At 51.2% G+C, this 13476-nt stretch carries 13 protein-coding genes and 1 pseudogene; 6 read left to right on the forward strand and 8 right to left on the reverse strand.

Going from position 1 to position 13476, the window contains the following annotated elements:
- Positions 1-510 precede the first annotated feature (510 nt).
- Positions 511-2016 (forward strand): dipeptide/tripeptide permease DtpA, encoded by a 1506-nt coding sequence (gene dtpA / locus OGY33_RS08390; protein ID WP_020996425.1) that lies wholly within the window; start codon positions 511-513, stop codon positions 2014-2016.
- Positions 2017-2120: 104 nt separating this feature from the next.
- Positions 2121-2726 (forward strand): glutathione transferase GstA, encoded by a 606-nt coding sequence (gstA, locus tag OGY33_RS08395; protein WP_003832787.1) that lies wholly within the window; start codon positions 2121-2123, stop codon positions 2724-2726.
- 89 nt (positions 2727-2815) lie between these two features.
- Here gstA and pdxY read toward each other — a convergent pair whose 3' ends face one another.
- From pdxY to anmK, 5 genes are all read right to left on the reverse strand, one after another.
- On the reverse strand, positions 2816-3676 hold the full coding sequence (pdxY, locus tag OGY33_RS08400) for a pyridoxal kinase PdxY (protein ID WP_191238538.1): 861 nt from the start codon (positions 3674-3676) through the stop codon (positions 2816-2818).
- A 64-nt stretch (positions 3677-3740) separates the two neighbouring features.
- Positions 3741-5015, reverse strand: coding sequence for a tyrosine--tRNA ligase (tyrS, locus tag OGY33_RS08405; RefSeq protein ID WP_020996426.1), 1275 nt, complete (start codon positions 5013-5015; stop codon positions 3741-3743).
- A 126-nt stretch (positions 5016-5141) separates the two neighbouring features.
- On the reverse strand, positions 5142-5798 hold the full coding sequence (pdxH, locus tag OGY33_RS08410; RefSeq protein ID WP_003029169.1) for a pyridoxamine 5'-phosphate oxidase: 657 nt from the start codon (positions 5796-5798) through the stop codon (positions 5142-5144).
- 59 nt (positions 5799-5857) lie between these two features.
- The gene (mliC, locus tag OGY33_RS08415) at positions 5858-6187 is read right to left on the reverse strand and encodes a C-type lysozyme inhibitor (RefSeq protein WP_003029170.1); all 330 of its coding nucleotides are present in this window, start codon (positions 6185-6187) and stop codon (positions 5858-5860) included.
- Between the two features lie 87 nt (positions 6188-6274).
- Positions 6275-7396, reverse strand: coding sequence for an anhydro-N-acetylmuramic acid kinase (gene anmK / locus OGY33_RS08420; RefSeq protein WP_048226609.1), 1122 nt, complete (start codon positions 7394-7396; stop codon positions 6275-6277).
- Between the two features lie 274 nt (positions 7397-7670).
- On the opposite strand from anmK, the gene slyB reads away from it, so the two are divergent.
- Positions 7671-8138 (forward strand): outer membrane lipoprotein SlyB, encoded by a 468-nt coding sequence (gene slyB, locus OGY33_RS08425; RefSeq protein ID WP_003029175.1) that lies wholly within the window; start codon positions 7671-7673, stop codon positions 8136-8138.
- A 46-nt stretch (positions 8139-8184) separates the two neighbouring features.
- On the opposite strand, the gene slyA is transcribed toward slyB, so the two are convergent.
- Positions 8185-8625 carry a transcriptional regulator SlyA gene (gene slyA / locus OGY33_RS08430; protein WP_008784672.1) on the reverse strand — a complete coding sequence of 147 codons (441 nt, stop codon included), beginning with the start codon at positions 8623-8625 and terminating at the stop codon, positions 8185-8187.
- 192 nt (positions 8626-8817) lie between these two features.
- Here slyA and OGY33_RS08435 point away from each other — a divergent pair, with 192 nt between their 5' ends.
- The 3 genes and pseudogenes from OGY33_RS08435 (at position 8818) to OGY33_RS08445 (ending at position 11957) form a co-directional block, all read left to right on the forward strand.
- Entirely contained in the window at positions 8818-9054 is a 237-nt protein-coding gene (locus OGY33_RS08435) for a DUF1656 domain-containing protein (RefSeq protein WP_003029180.1), read from the forward strand.
- Between the two features lie 2 nt (positions 9055-9056).
- Positions 9057-9920 carry an efflux RND transporter periplasmic adaptor subunit gene (locus tag OGY33_RS08440; protein ID WP_223123738.1) on the forward strand — a complete coding sequence of 288 codons (864 nt, stop codon included), beginning with the start codon at positions 9057-9059 and terminating at the stop codon, positions 9918-9920.
- A pseudogene (locus tag OGY33_RS08445) lies at positions 9917-11957 on the forward strand (FUSC family protein). The gene OGY33_RS08440 and the pseudogene OGY33_RS08445 overlap by 4 nt, the downstream one beginning before the upstream one ends.
- On the opposite strand, the gene sodC reads toward OGY33_RS08445, so the two are convergent.
- Together sodC and OGY33_RS08455 are read right to left on the reverse strand one after the other, a co-directional pair.
- Positions 11933-12457 carry a superoxide dismutase [Cu-Zn] SodC gene (sodC, locus tag OGY33_RS08450; RefSeq protein WP_103014922.1) on the reverse strand — a complete coding sequence of 175 codons (525 nt, stop codon included), beginning with the start codon at positions 12455-12457 and terminating at the stop codon, positions 11933-11935. The pseudogene OGY33_RS08445 and the gene sodC sit on opposite strands and share 25 nt — an antisense overlap.
- An 81-nt stretch (positions 12458-12538) precedes the next feature.
- A complete protein-coding gene (locus OGY33_RS08455; RefSeq protein ID WP_048214269.1) occupies positions 12539-13435 on the reverse strand; it encodes an aldo/keto reductase in 897 nt (298 codons plus the stop codon).
- Positions 13436-13476: the final 41 nt, after the last annotated feature.

Genomic DNA, 13476 nt, shown 5'->3' on the forward strand with positions numbered 1-13476 from the left:
AATGCAATATTCTTGTTAATTAACACCTGAGCAGGTTAATCGTTTTTTTAGCAAAAGAAATTTCTATCTATACGTGATCCAGATCATCCAGCCAACACAATGTTAATAAATTTTTATTTTTTAGTTAAGGTGACAATTAGATGCCCCAACTGCACAGTTTCTAAACAAAACATTACACTGCCTATTTTTCAGATAATGGCCTATATCACTGGATTCAACCTTAAATAGCAGAACATATCGCCACATTGCGGTTCTGGCGGTGATTAAACAGTGTAAAAATCTGCCATTTTAGAAATGAAGAAATTTAACGCTAGATAACATTTCACAGCCCCGACGATTTAACCAGTCATGATATATGTAACAGATTATTACAAACCACTTGTCTGAATGGTCAAGATAGTGAACATTACTTGCCGTTTCCCCTCCCACTATAACAATCGGACGGATGAACTTGACTCATCACGTACCTGAACACCCCCGTTGATATGGGATGTAAAAAAAGAGGTAAAAGTGTCTACTGCAAACAATAAACCAACAGAAAGCGTAAGTTTAAACGCCTTCAAACAACCAAAAGCGTTCTATCTCATTTTCTCTATTGAGCTGTGGGAACGTTTTGGTTATTACGGCCTGCAAGGGATTATGGCCGTCTACCTGGTTAAACAGCTGGGTATGTCAGAAGCGGATTCCATCACCCTTTTCTCGTCCTTTAGCGCCCTGGTGTACGGTCTGGTTGCCATTGGCGGCTGGTTAGGTGATAAAGTTCTGGGAACAAAACGTGTCATTATGCTGGGTGCCGTTGTGCTGGCCATCGGTTATGCGTTGGTAGCATGGTCCGGTCACGATGCGGGTATCGTTTATATGGGCATGGCGGCCATCGCGGTCGGTAACGGCCTGTTTAAAGCAAACCCATCCTCCCTGCTCTCTACCTGCTATGCCAAAGATGACCCGCGTCTTGATGGTGCATTTACCATGTACTACATGTCCGTCAACATCGGTTCATTCTTCTCTATGCTGGCAACACCGTGGTTGGCTGCGCGTTACGGCTGGAGCACCGCGTTCGCTCTGAGCGTCGTGGGTATGCTGATTACCGTTGTTAACTTCGCATTCTGCCAGCGTTGGGTTAAACAGTACGGTTCTAAACCGGACTTTGAACCGATCAACTTCCGTAACCTGCTGCTGACCATTGCTGGTGTTGTGGTACTGATCGCGATTGCAACCTGGTTGCTGCACAACCAGCAGATCGCTCGTATGGTTCTGGGCGTCATTGCGCTGGGTATCGTGTTCATCTTCGGTAAAGAAGCCTTCACCATGCACGGTGCTGCGCGTCGTAAAATGATCGTCGCCTTCATCCTGATGCTGGAAGCGATTATCTTCTTCGTGCTGTACAGCCAGATGCCGACCTCACTGAACTTCTTTGCGATTCGTAACGTTGAGCACTCTATTCTTGGCATTGCTTTCGAACCTGAACAGTACCAGGCACTGAACCCGTTCTGGATCATCATTGGTAGCCCAATCCTCGCCGCTATCTATAACAAAATGGGCGATACCCTGCCGATGCCGACCAAGTTTGCGATTGGTATGGTGCTGTGTTCCGGTGCATTCCTGATCCTGCCGCTGGGCGCGAAATTCGCTACCGATGCGGGCATCGTTTCCGTTAACTGGTTGATTATCTGCTACGGTCTGCAAAGTATCGGTGAGCTGATGATCTCCGGTCTGGGTCTGGCAATGGTGGCACAGTTGGTTCCGCAGCGCCTGATGGGCTTCATCATGGGTAGCTGGTTCCTGACCACTGCCGGTGCAAACATCATCGGTGGCTACGTCGCTAACATGATGGCTGTACCAGAGAACGTGACTGACCCGCTGATGTCCCTTGAAGTCTACGGTCGTGTGTTCCTGCAGATTGGTGTTGCGACGGCTGTTATCGCTGTTCTGATGCTGCTGACGGCTCCGAAACTGAACCGTATGACTCAGGACGATGACGTCAATGAGAAAGCCTCTAAGGCCGCGACAGCGTAATTCTCAGGGAAACTCATTTTCAGGCCGCTAACTGTTGTTAGCGGCTTTTTTTTTGCCTGAGGTAGCACTACCATACGATATACCTCAGCCAAAAGGAGTTACCGATGAAACTGTTCTACAAACCGGGCGCTTGTTCTCTCGCTTCCCACATCACACTTCGTGAGAGCGGTAAAGATTTCACGCTGGATGGTGTTGATCTGATGAAGAAACGTCTGGAAAATGGCGATGATTTTTTCGCGGTAAACCCAAAAGGGCAAGTTCCCGCACTGCTGCTGGATGACGGTACGCTACTTACCGAAGGTGTTGCCATCATGCAATACCTGGCGGACAGTGTGCCAGACCGCCAGCTCCTTGCCCCTACCAGCAGCCTCTCCCGTTACAAAACCATCGAATGGCTTAACTACATTGCGACTGAACTGCATAAAGGCTTTACGCCACTGTTCCGTCCCGATACGCCGGAAGACTTCAAGCCAACCGTTCGCGCGCTGCTGGAGAAAAAAATGCAGTATGTGAACGACTCGCTGAAAGATAACCAATGGATCTGCGGCCCGCGCTTCAGCATCGCCGACGCATATCTGTTTACCGTACTGCGTTGGGCCTATGCGGTTAAGCTGAATATGGCAGGATTAAGTAATATTGACGCCTATATGGCGCGAATGGCTGAACGCCCGGCGGTTGCCGCAGCGCTGAAAGCAGAAGGGTTAAATTAATAGTTGTTGCCGGGTGTTGTTGCCGGGTGGCACTTACCCGGCCTACAGCTAAAATATGCCCGATAAGCGTGAGCGCCATCGGGCATTAATTACAGCTGAGTTGCACTAAAGTAGTGTTCAGGCTTGGCGATACGATCCTGTGCGGCCACAACCTGCAGCTCATACTCGTGCATATTTTTAGTGGCAATCATCACTTCGTACACCGCCGCAGTCACATGCTCAAGCGCCTGCTGTAAAGATGCGCCCTGCAGCAGTTTTACCAGCAACAAGCCACTCGTCACATCACCCACACCAACCGGTTGACGTGCGCCAAAATCGACTAACGGACGACTGATATGCCACGCCTGTTCAGCGGTGACCAGCAGCATCTCGAAACGGTCGGTGCTGATACCTGCGCGTGCCAGATGCTTCACCAGTACAATGTCAGGTCCCTGAGCGATCAGTTCACGCGCTGCTGCAACAGCCTCGTCGACATTGTTCACCGCATGCTCGCACAGAATTTCGAGCTCAACCAGATTCGGGGCAATAATGTCACTAGCCGGGAGCGCATGGCGTACATGAAATTCCGCCACTCCGGGTGCGACAATACACCCCTTTTCAGGGTGTCCCATCACCGGATCACAAAAGTATTTTGCCTGCGGGTTTGCCGCTTTTACTTTGCGAACAATACCCAAAATATGCTCGCCCTGTTCTGCTGAGCCAAGATAGCCGCTCAGTACTGCGTCACAGGTCTGGAGTTTATCAATATCGGCAATGCCCTGAACAATTTCAGTCAGGTGGCTCGGCGGCATAACGCAACCGGTCCATTTGCCATACTGCGTGTGGTTTGAAAACTGAACGGTATTCAGCGGCCAGACATTTGCGCCAAGACGACGCATCGGAAATTCTGCTGCACTGTTGCCCGCATGACCAAAAACAACGTGGGACTGGATGGCGAGGATATTCTTCATTTTACTTACCACAACCCTGAAAAAATAAAGGGGCGTAGTTTCCCACGCCCCTGCTAACTCAATCTTACTTCCAGCAAATCAGACAATAGTTCTTCTTGCCACGACGCAGTAAGGTATAGCGTCCGAACAGGATATCACTATCCTGGAAGAAATATTCCGGATCAGACTGCTTCTCACCGTTGATGGTTACCGCGTTTGACGCAATGGTCTTACGTGCCTGACCGCGAGAAGGTTGCAGCTCGGAGTCCACCAGCGCCTGCATCAAATCGGCACCTTTGTCCATCTCGATCATCGGCACACCATCCTGCGCCAGCTGTTCGAAATCTGCTTCACTCAAATCGCTGAGATTGCCGTTGAACAAGCTTTCGGTAATGCGTTTTGCCGCGACCAGACCTTCTTCACCGTGAACCAGACGCGTAACCTGTTCGGCCAGAACATACTGGGCACGCGGCGCTTTACCGCTGTTTTTATCTTCTTCTTCCAGCGCATTGATTTCTTCAATGTCCATGAAAGTGAAGAATTTCAGGAAGCGATAAACGTCCGCATCGGCGGTGTTGATCCAGAACTGGTAGAATTTGTACGGACTGGTTTTCTTCGGATCCAGCCACACTGCGCCGCCTTCCGTCTTACCGAATTTGGTGCCATCAGCTTTAGTGATCAGCGGAACGGTCAGACCAAACACCTGATTCTGGTGCAAACGACGGGTTAAATCGATACCCGAAGTAATGTTACCCCACTGGTCAGAACCACCAATCTGCAGTGCCACGCCGTGCAGTTTGTTCAGGCAGGCAAAGTCATAACCCTGCAGCAGGTTGTAAGAAAACTCGGTAAAGGAGATCCCCTGATCGTCACGGTTCAGACGCTGCTTAACCGCTTCTTTGTTGATCATCTGGTTAACGGAGAAGTGTTTGCCGATATCACGCAGGAAAGTCAGTACGTTCATACCGCCAAACCAGTCGTAGTTGTTCGCAGCAATCGCCGAGTTGTCGCCACAGTCGAAATCGAGGAACGGTGCAACCTGTTTGCGGATTTTATCCACCCACTCCTGCACGGTGTCTTCGGTATTCAGTTTACGCTCGGCGGCTTTAAAGCTCGGGTCACCAATCAGACCGGTTGCGCCACCTACCAGTGCAACAGGCTTATGGCCTGCCTGCTGGAAGCGTTTCAGGCATAACAATGGAACCAGATGCCCCAAATGCAAGCTGTCAGCGGTAGGATCGAAGCCGCAATAGAGCGCGATCGGGCCTTGCGCCAGTCGCTCTGCTAACGCTTCCTCGTCCGTCACCTGGGCCACCAGCCCCCGCTCTTGCAATTGTTTAATCAAGTTACTGCTTGCCATCAAAATCTCCATGTATAAAACGACTGCACCTTTGCCGGTACACGACTTTTCGCCTGATGCGAAAGAAACATAGAATAAAGCGCCGGATTGATCAGCACCAGCGCTTAAAACAAGAAATTTGCATCTTTAGGGGGCCAGGCGATCAATTTTCCACGCGTTATCTTCGCGTTGGTATAAAAAACGATCGTGCAGACGGTTTTCACCGCCCTGCCAGAACTCCATTTGTTCAATACTCACGCGAAAGCCGCCCCAGAAACTGGGCAGAGGAACTTCCCCTTGCTGAAACTTCTGCTTCAGTTCGAGGAATTTGCTTTCGAGAATACCGCGCGCGGAGATTCGACTGGATTGTTTTGAGACCCAGGCGCCAATCTGACTATCGCGTGGGCGACTGTGGAAGTATTTCACCACTTCGAGTGTGGAAAGACGCTCTGCCTTGCCGATCACCATCACCTGCCGTTCCAGCGTATGCCAGGGAAATAAAAGGCTGATGCGTGGATTTTTCTCGATCTGATGCGCCTTACGGCTACCAAGGTTGGTATAGAACACCAGCCCTTTGTCATCATAATGCTTGAGTAACACGATACGCTGATACGGCTGACCATTTTCATCGACGGTCGCAACGACCATTGCGGTGGGATCGGCCAGTTTGGCATCACAGGCTTGCCCCAGCCAGCGCTCAAACAGCGCAAGGGGTTCGGCGGGAAGATCGCGGCGGCGAAGACCGCCTTTCGTGTATTCACGGCGCAGATGCGCGATTTGCTGCAATTCGTCGTTATCAGACATGATGTTGGGCTACGGATTGTCAGTGGGTGACGCTATTGTGCGCCGCCCAGGTGAAAATCTCAACGCTTCGGGTTCTGTAACTGACAGTTATTTAGCACAATTCTGTCTCGTTTATAGACCGTTGCCTCGTCGCCTTTAGACCAAAATACGTAGATACCATCGGTATAACGTGCACCTGATGCCGACACGCCCTGTTTGAGGTTCAATAGCTGATTATCATAAACAAAGCTTGCCGTCTGGCGGGTATTGTTCAGCTTCACGGTCAGCGGTTTTTCGTCGCAGCGGTATTCAAGCGTATCCGTTTGCATACGCTCGACAAATTGGTTGTACACACTACAACCGCTAAGCAGTACGGGCAGACACACTAACAACAGTTTTTTCATAGCCATATCCTGAAGACTTTCCTGGTCCTGGAGGGTAATGGCACCCTCCCTAATATCCTTAGTTTACCGGCATACCGCGCTGAATAATTTCAGTTAACTCTGAGTTCGTGGATTGGCAGGATAAATTGCCCCTAAAACACTCGGCTCTGACGCCCCCGTCACAGAAGGTAAATTTCCCGGTAATCCGGCCAGCGTTCGCCACGCCAGCCAGGCAAAGGCTAACGCCTCCATATCATCACCGCTGATCCCGGCTTCATCGGTAGAGGTAACCTCTGTACCCGGTAATAATGCCGCCAGACGCATCATCAGCAGCGGATTACGACTGCCACCACCACATACCATGAGTCGATCACAGCCGCCGCTTAATAAGACCTGCTCTGAAATGGTTACTGCCGTCAGTTCGGCAAGCGTCGCCTGCACATCTCGTGGGCTAATTCCCGGAAACTGCGCCAGATGACGCTCTATCCAGCCGTAATTAAAATACTCACGGCCGGTGCTTTTCGGCGCAGACGCGGAAAAATAAGGATCGTTAAGCATATTCTGCAGCAACGGCAGGATCACCGTGCCTGAAATAGCCCACTGCGCATCTTTGTCGTAGGGCTGGCCACATTGCCGCCAGATCCATGCATCCATCAGCATATTGCCCGGCCCGGTGTCGTATCCGCGAACGGGTTGTTGCGGAATAAGCAGAGACAGATTGGCAATCCCGCCGATGTTTAACACCATTCGCCGTTCCGTTGGATGTGCCAGCAGTGCCTGATGAAACGCGGGAACGAGCGGTGCACCCTGCCCGCCAAGGGCGATATCACGTCGACGAAAATCGCCGACTACGGTTATCCCGGTACGCGCGACAATCTGGTTGTTATCACCAATTTGCAGCGTGTGCGGCGCAGCACCGTTCGGTTCATGCCACACGGTTTGCCCGTGGCAACCAATCGCAACGATATCCTGCGGTTTCAATTTTTCTTGCGCCAACAGCGCATTCACCGCCTCAGCAAATAGATAACCGAGCTGTGCATCTAACTGACCAAACTGAGAAAGTGTAAGCTGCTGCCCCTGACAGATATCCAGAATCGCTTGTTTAACATGAATGGGGATGGGCCAGGTCAGACTCGCCTGCTGCGCAACCATCGTTTCATCTATTGTCGCCAGCACAACATCGACGCCATCAAGGCTGGTTCCAGACATTACACCGATAAAACGGCCCGATTTCATAGGTCATCCTTTTAAGCAAATTAGCCTTGACACTCAACCATAAAGTGTCGACTAATGCCATGCTTCCTTAATGATTTTTGGTGGCTAATCATTACAATGATCGTTTAATTACATCAATTACATGAATGATTCGTTTATACTCGGTTGATCCGATTTCGGTTAAGATTTTCATATTGTTCCAGTAGAACATGTGACCTCAGGCTCACAAATGCCATATAATTTAGCCATGAAGGGTGCTTTATTAGCGTTTCGTGGTGACAAAGGAGATTTGTAAATGATTAAACGTGTGCTGATTGTTTCATTAATGGGCGTATCTTTAGCGGGTTGCGTTAACAATGACAGCCTTTCAGGCGACGTATATACCGCATCCGAAGCGAAACAAGTTCAGAACGTTACCTACGGTACGATTGTTCATGTTCGTCCGGTGCAAATCCAGGGTGGCGATGACGCAAACGTGATTGGTGCTATTGGTGGTGCGGTACTCGGCGGGTTCCTTGGTAACACCGTCGGCGGCGGTACTGGTCGTTCATTAGCGACGGCTGCAGGCGCAGTTGCCGGTGGCGTAGCGGGTCAGGGCGTACAAGGTGCGATGAATAAAACCCAGGGTGTGGAACTGGAAATCCGTAAGGATGATGGTAATACCATCATGGTGGTTCAGAAACAGGGTGCGACCAAGTTTTCAGCCGGCCAGCGCGTTGTTATGGCTAACAACGGCAGCCAGGTTACCGTGTCTCCACGCTAATCGAATTCACGTGTGGTCAGGCTCTGGCCACACGTAACTTATCGTTTCAACCCTGTGACTGCAGTTCAATAATATTGTGTTCGAGTTTGGCAACCAGCTTAATCAGCAGATCAATTTCCTCAGCTGAAATCCCTTCCAGAATTTCTCCACGTGTTTTGTTGATCACCGCTTCCATATCAGCGATCAGCGGCTCAGCCTTCTCTGTCAGTTTAATTCTCTTAGCTCGACGATCGCTGGCGCAAGTCTGTCGTGAAATGAGTCCCTTTTCTTCCAACTGGTCAAGCGTACGTACCAACGAAGGCTGCTCGATGCCAATCGCTTTAGCCAACTGAATCTGCGATTGATCCGGCGGCAACTGATGAATGTTGTGCAGCGTAACCCAATGCGTCTGCGTCAACTCCAGAGGTTTCAGGCGATGGTCAATCAGAGCACGCCAAATGCGCACCAACCGTGCCAGATCAGAACCTAATGGCGATTCCAATTTCATCTCCTTATAATTAGCTTGCTAAGTTATTGTGCTGATTTTAGAATAGTGTGCAGCATTTGTATTCCCAAAACAAATGTATTGCCAAATTTGCTTACCGGCTGACATTTTTTCAGACATTATGCGTTACGGAGACTCATTGTCCCTTTTTTGCTAAACCTATAGCAATGCTCTCTTCCGCCAAGGATTTTGCCCGTGAAGTTTATGTTTAATGCAACAGGATTGCCCCTACAAGATTTAATGATCGGCGCATCTGTCTACTTTCCTCCTGTTTTCAAGGCGATTGTAGCAGGATTTATTCTCTGGCTGGTTGTTCATCGCCTGCTGCGCGACTGGATTTACTCCGGCGAAATCTGGCATCCCCTGCTAATGGATCTGTCACTCTTTACGCTTTGCGTATGTCTGGCCTTTGTTATGCTGATAGCGTGGTGATTATGTCGCTTAAAACCGTTAAATACTTCTCCACTATTATAGTCGCTGCAATCGCAGTTTTCGCCGGATGGTGGATGTGGAATTACTATATGCAGTCGCCCTGGACACGTGATGGCAAAGTACGCGCTGAGCAGGTCAGCATCACGCCGCAGGTGTCAGGCAGCATTAGCGAACTCTATGTAAAAGATAACCAGTTTGTGAATAAAGGCGATGTCCTTTTTATTATCGACAAGACGCCATTTCACATTGCTGAACTGAATGCGCAAGCGCAACTGGCAAAAGCGCAGTCTGACCTGGCGAAAGCCAATAACGAAGCCAACCGCCGCCGTCATTTATCGCAAAATTACATCTCAGCCGAGGATCTGGATACCGCAAATCTCAACGTGAAAGCCATGCAGGCAAGCGTTGAAGCAGCAGAAGCCAGTCTGCGTCAGGTCCAGTGGCAACTGACGCAAACGGTGGTCAAATCCCCCGTGGCGGGCTGGGTCACAAACCTGTCTACCCGTACCGGTGATTACGCTTCAACCGGTAAGCCCCTGTTTGCCCTTGTCGACAGTCACTCTTTTTATGTGATGGGGTATTTTGAAGAAACCAAATTGCGCCATATTCGAGAAGGCGCACCGGCGACGATTACGCTCTACAGCGGCAATATAAAGTTACAGGGTCACGTATCCAGCATTGGCCGTGCCATCTACGATCAAAGTGTGGAAAGTGATTCCGGCCTGATTCCCGACATCAAACCTAACGTGCCGTGGGTGCGTCTGGCGCAGCGTGTCCCGGTACGCATCGAATTCGACGCCTTGCCGCGGGAGGTCACGCTTGTGTCAGGTACAACCTGCAGCGTATCCATCGGCCAGCGTAAATGAAACTGCCCCGCCTGACACCAGGCAATTTGCCGTGGTTTAAAGCCACAGCGGCACAGTGGCGTTATGCGCTGCGTAACACCATTGCGATGTGTCTGGCGTTAACTTTTGCTTATTATCTGAATCTGGACGAGCCCTACTGGGCGATGACCTCGGCGGCGGTGGTTAGTTTTCCCACCGTTGGCGGGGTTATCAGCAAAAGTCTGGGTCGCGTGGCGGGTAGCCTACTGGGAGCCACCGCCGCATTGATTATTGCCGGTCATACTCTCAATGAGCCGTGGCTGTTTTTGCTGAGCATGTCAGTGTGGATCGGTTTTTGTACCTGGGCATGCGCGCACTTCACCAATAACGTTGCCTACGCCTTTCAACTGGCGGGTTATACGGCGGCGATCATTGCGTTTCCCATGGTCAATACCGTGGAAATTACGCAGTTATGGGATATCGCGCAGGCACGCGTGTGTGAAGTCATCGTCGGTATCCTGTGTGGCGGCGTGATGATGATGATCCTGCCCAGCACCTCCGATGGCACCACGTTACTGACTGCATTGAAAAACATGCATTCACGTTTACTGGAACATGCCAGTCTACTCTGGCAACCAGAAACCACGGATGCCATTCGCACAGCCCATGAAGGTGTTATCGGGCAGATTCTGACCATGAACCTGCTGCGTATTCAGGCATTCTGGAGTCATTACCGCTTTCGTCGCCAGAATGCTTTGCTCAATTCGCTGTTGCACCAGCAGTTACGGATGACCAGCGTGATTTCCAGCCTGCGCAGGATGCTGCTGAACTGGCCTAATCCCCCGTCCAACACCCGGGAAATCATCGAGCAGTTGCTCAGTGAACTAATAAAATCCAATGCGAATAGCTACACCGTCGCATGTATTATTGCCCCGCTGCGGCCCGTCGATGCCCGCGACTATCGACACGTCGCCTTCTGGCAACGACTGCGTTATTTTTGCCGGCTCTACCTGCGCAGCAGTCATTATCTGCATTTACTGGAAAATGGTGTTACCGCCGAGCGTATTAATATCGCCCGCACGCCGGGACTTGCCCGTCATACCGATAATGCGGAAGCTATCTGGAGCGGGTTGCGTACGTTCTGCACTTTGATGCTTATCGGCGCATGGAGCATTGGTGCACAATGGGAATCAGGCTCTGGCGCACTCACGCTCGCCGCGATCAGCAGTGTGCTGTATTCCGCCGTTGCCACACCGTTCAAGTCGCTTTCTTTGCTGATGCGTACGCTGGTTCTACTGTCGCTATTTAGCTTTGTGGTTAAGTTTGGCCTGATGGTGCAAATTTCCGACCTCTGGCAGTTTATTCTCTTTCTCTTCCCACTACTCGCCACCATGCAACTGTTGAAGCTACAAATGCCTGCCCTGGCAGGTCTTTGGGGGCAGCTGATTGTATTTATGGGTTCGTTTATCGCGGTGACCAATCCGCCGGTATATGATTTTGCTGATTTCCTGAATGACAATATGGCGAAAATCACCGGCGTGGCGCTGTCATGGCTGGCCTTCGCCATTCTGCGCCCCGGATCGGATGCACGGAAAAGTCGCCGCCATATTCGCGCCCTGCGCCGGGATTTTGTCGATCAGCTCAGCCGACATCCATCACTCAGTGAAAACGAATTTGAATCGCTGACCTATCATCACGTCAGCCAGCTCAGCAACAGTCAGGATGCGCTGGCGCGACGCTGGTTATTACGTTGGGGGGTCGTTTTACTGAACTGCTCGCATGTGGTGTGGCAACTGCGCACCTGGGAGGCGCGTTCCGATCCGCTGGCTCGCGTCAGGGACGTGTGTATCTCGCTGCTACGCGATGTAATGAGCGAACGTGGCGTCCAGCAACGACCACTGAATGCCACGCTGAATGAGCTACAGCGCATCTGCGATACGCTTGCCCACCATCATCAACCCGCTGCGCAGGAACTGTCGGCACTGGTCTGGCGGCTACACTGCTCGCTTTCACAACTCGAACAGGCGCCGCCGCCGGGCACTCTCAGTCGTTGATTATTTGATAACACCACAGGCGTAGCGCGCTCCGCCACCGCCAAGCGGTTTCGGTTGATCGGACATATTATCGCCGCCCACATGGATCATCAGCGCCTTACCTTTAACCTCATCGAGCGTTTTAAGCCGCGGCGCAACGACCGGCGTTGTGGCGTTACCGTCGTTATTCACCACCAATAGCGGCAGGTCGCCCATATGACCTGCACCTTCCGGGCCTTCATGTTTGCCGGTTTGATGCGGATCATAATGGCCACCAGCCGATTCTGCGGCTGAGGCTTTCCCTTCTTTAATCGCGGGTTGGCAGCTGCCGTTCATATGCACATGGAAGCCATGTTCACCTGGCGGCAACGCTTTCAGATCGGGCGTAAACTCCAGCCCCTTTGCGGTTTCAGCAATAGTGACCGTACCAATCGCCTGGCCGACGCCTTGCGACGTGACCAGATTCATCGTCACTTTTTCTTCACTGGCAGCCTGCGCACCTGCACAGACAAGTAGAGTGATAATGGCCAAACTCAAACGCTTCATAAGACCTCCGTCCAAAAGGTGTCTGATTGTTAAGTGTAAACCAGTGACACAATTTTGAACGGAGATGCGCCAAAAACGCGATTAGGGTACGTCGTAACCCAGCGCCGCTTTACGAATGCGGAACCATTGCTGGCGAGACATGTTCAGCGACTCAGACTCAATGGCAGCACGTACGCGCTCTATTTTTCCTGAGCCAATAATCGGCAGCGGCTGAGACGGCAGACGTAAAATCCAGGCGTATACCACCTGTTCAATAGATTGCGCATTCAACTCTTCAGCGATCACAGCAAGCTCATTACGTAAAGGCTGGAAAGCATCATCATTAAACAGGCGACCACCGCCGAGACAGGACCAGGCCATCGGGCGAATGCGCAGCTGTTGCAGTTGATCTAAAGTACCATCCAACAGGAGCGGCTGATGTACTGGTGAAATTTCTACCTGGTTGGTCGCCAGAGTAAACGGCAGACGCGATTGCAGCAATGAGAACTGTGCCGGGGTGAAGTTGGAGACGCCAAAGTGACGCACTTTGCCACTATGGTGCAATTTTTTAAAAGCGTCGGCGACATCGTCAGCATCCATAAGCGGATCGGGACGGTGGATCAGCAGCAGATCAATATGATCGGTCGCCAGCAGCTTCAGCGACTCTTCCGCACTGGCAATAATATGTGCACTGTCGGTGATGTAGTGGCCCAGCGCATTTTCCGCGCGCGCCGTCGTCGCGATCCCGCATTTAGTCACAATCTGCATTTTTTCACGCAAATGCGGAGCCAGTTTCATTGCCTCACCAAACGCCGCTTCACACTGGTATCCACCGTAAATATCGGCGTGATCGACGGTGGTCACGCCAAGATCCAGATGCTCTTCAATAAAGCTGACTAGCTGGCGCGCGGACATATTCCAGTCCATCAGGCGCCAGTACCCCATCACAAAGCGAGAAAATTCCGGGCCTTGCGGCGCAATAGTAATACGCTGAACCATAGCAGCTTCCTTTTAAGTGAATGTGCCTCGAGTATACGCAA

It is taken from the genome of Citrobacter sp. Cpo032 (assembly GCF_030332975.1).
GTDB lineage: Bacteria > Pseudomonadota > Gammaproteobacteria > Enterobacterales > Enterobacteriaceae > Citrobacter > Citrobacter portucalensis.

What these genes read in the sequence shown, in the direction of transcription:
- tyrS (WP_020996426.1), bottom strand. Translation starts at nt 5,015, where the DNA reads ATGGCAAGCAGTAACTTGATTAAACAATTGCAAGAGCGGGGGCTGGTG.
- mliC (WP_003029170.1), bottom strand. Translation starts at nt 6,187, where the DNA reads ATGGCTATGAAAAAACTGTTGTTAGTGTGTCTGCCCGTACTGCTTAGC.
- gstA (WP_003832787.1), top strand. Translation starts at nt 2,121, where the DNA reads ATGAAACTGTTCTACAAACCGGGCGCTTGTTCTCTCGCTTCCCACATC.
- slyA (WP_008784672.1), bottom strand. Translation starts at nt 8,625, where the DNA reads ATGAAATTGGAATCGCCATTAGGTTCTGATCTGGCACGGTTGGTGCGC.
- OGY33_RS08440 (WP_223123738.1), top strand. Translation starts at nt 9,057, where the DNA reads ATGTCGCTTAAAACCGTTAAATACTTCTCCACTATTATAGTCGCTGCA.
- slyB (WP_003029175.1), top strand. Translation starts at nt 7,671, where the DNA reads ATGATTAAACGTGTGCTGATTGTTTCATTAATGGGCGTATCTTTAGCG.
- pdxY (WP_191238538.1), bottom strand. Translation starts at nt 3,676, where the DNA reads ATGAAGAATATCCTCGCCATCCAGTCCCACGTTGTTTTTGGTCATGCG.
- anmK (WP_048226609.1), bottom strand. Translation starts at nt 7,396, where the DNA reads ATGAAATCGGGCCGTTTTATCGGTGTAATGTCTGGAACCAGCCTTGAT.
- pdxH (WP_003029169.1), bottom strand. Translation starts at nt 5,798, where the DNA reads ATGTCTGATAACGACGAATTGCAGCAAATCGCGCATCTGCGCCGTGAA.
- sodC (WP_103014922.1), bottom strand. Translation starts at nt 12,457, where the DNA reads ATGAAGCGTTTGAGTTTGGCCATTATCACTCTACTTGTCTGTGCAGGT.
- OGY33_RS08455 (WP_048214269.1), bottom strand. Translation starts at nt 13,435, where the DNA reads ATGGTTCAGCGTATTACTATTGCGCCGCAAGGCCCGGAATTTTCTCGC.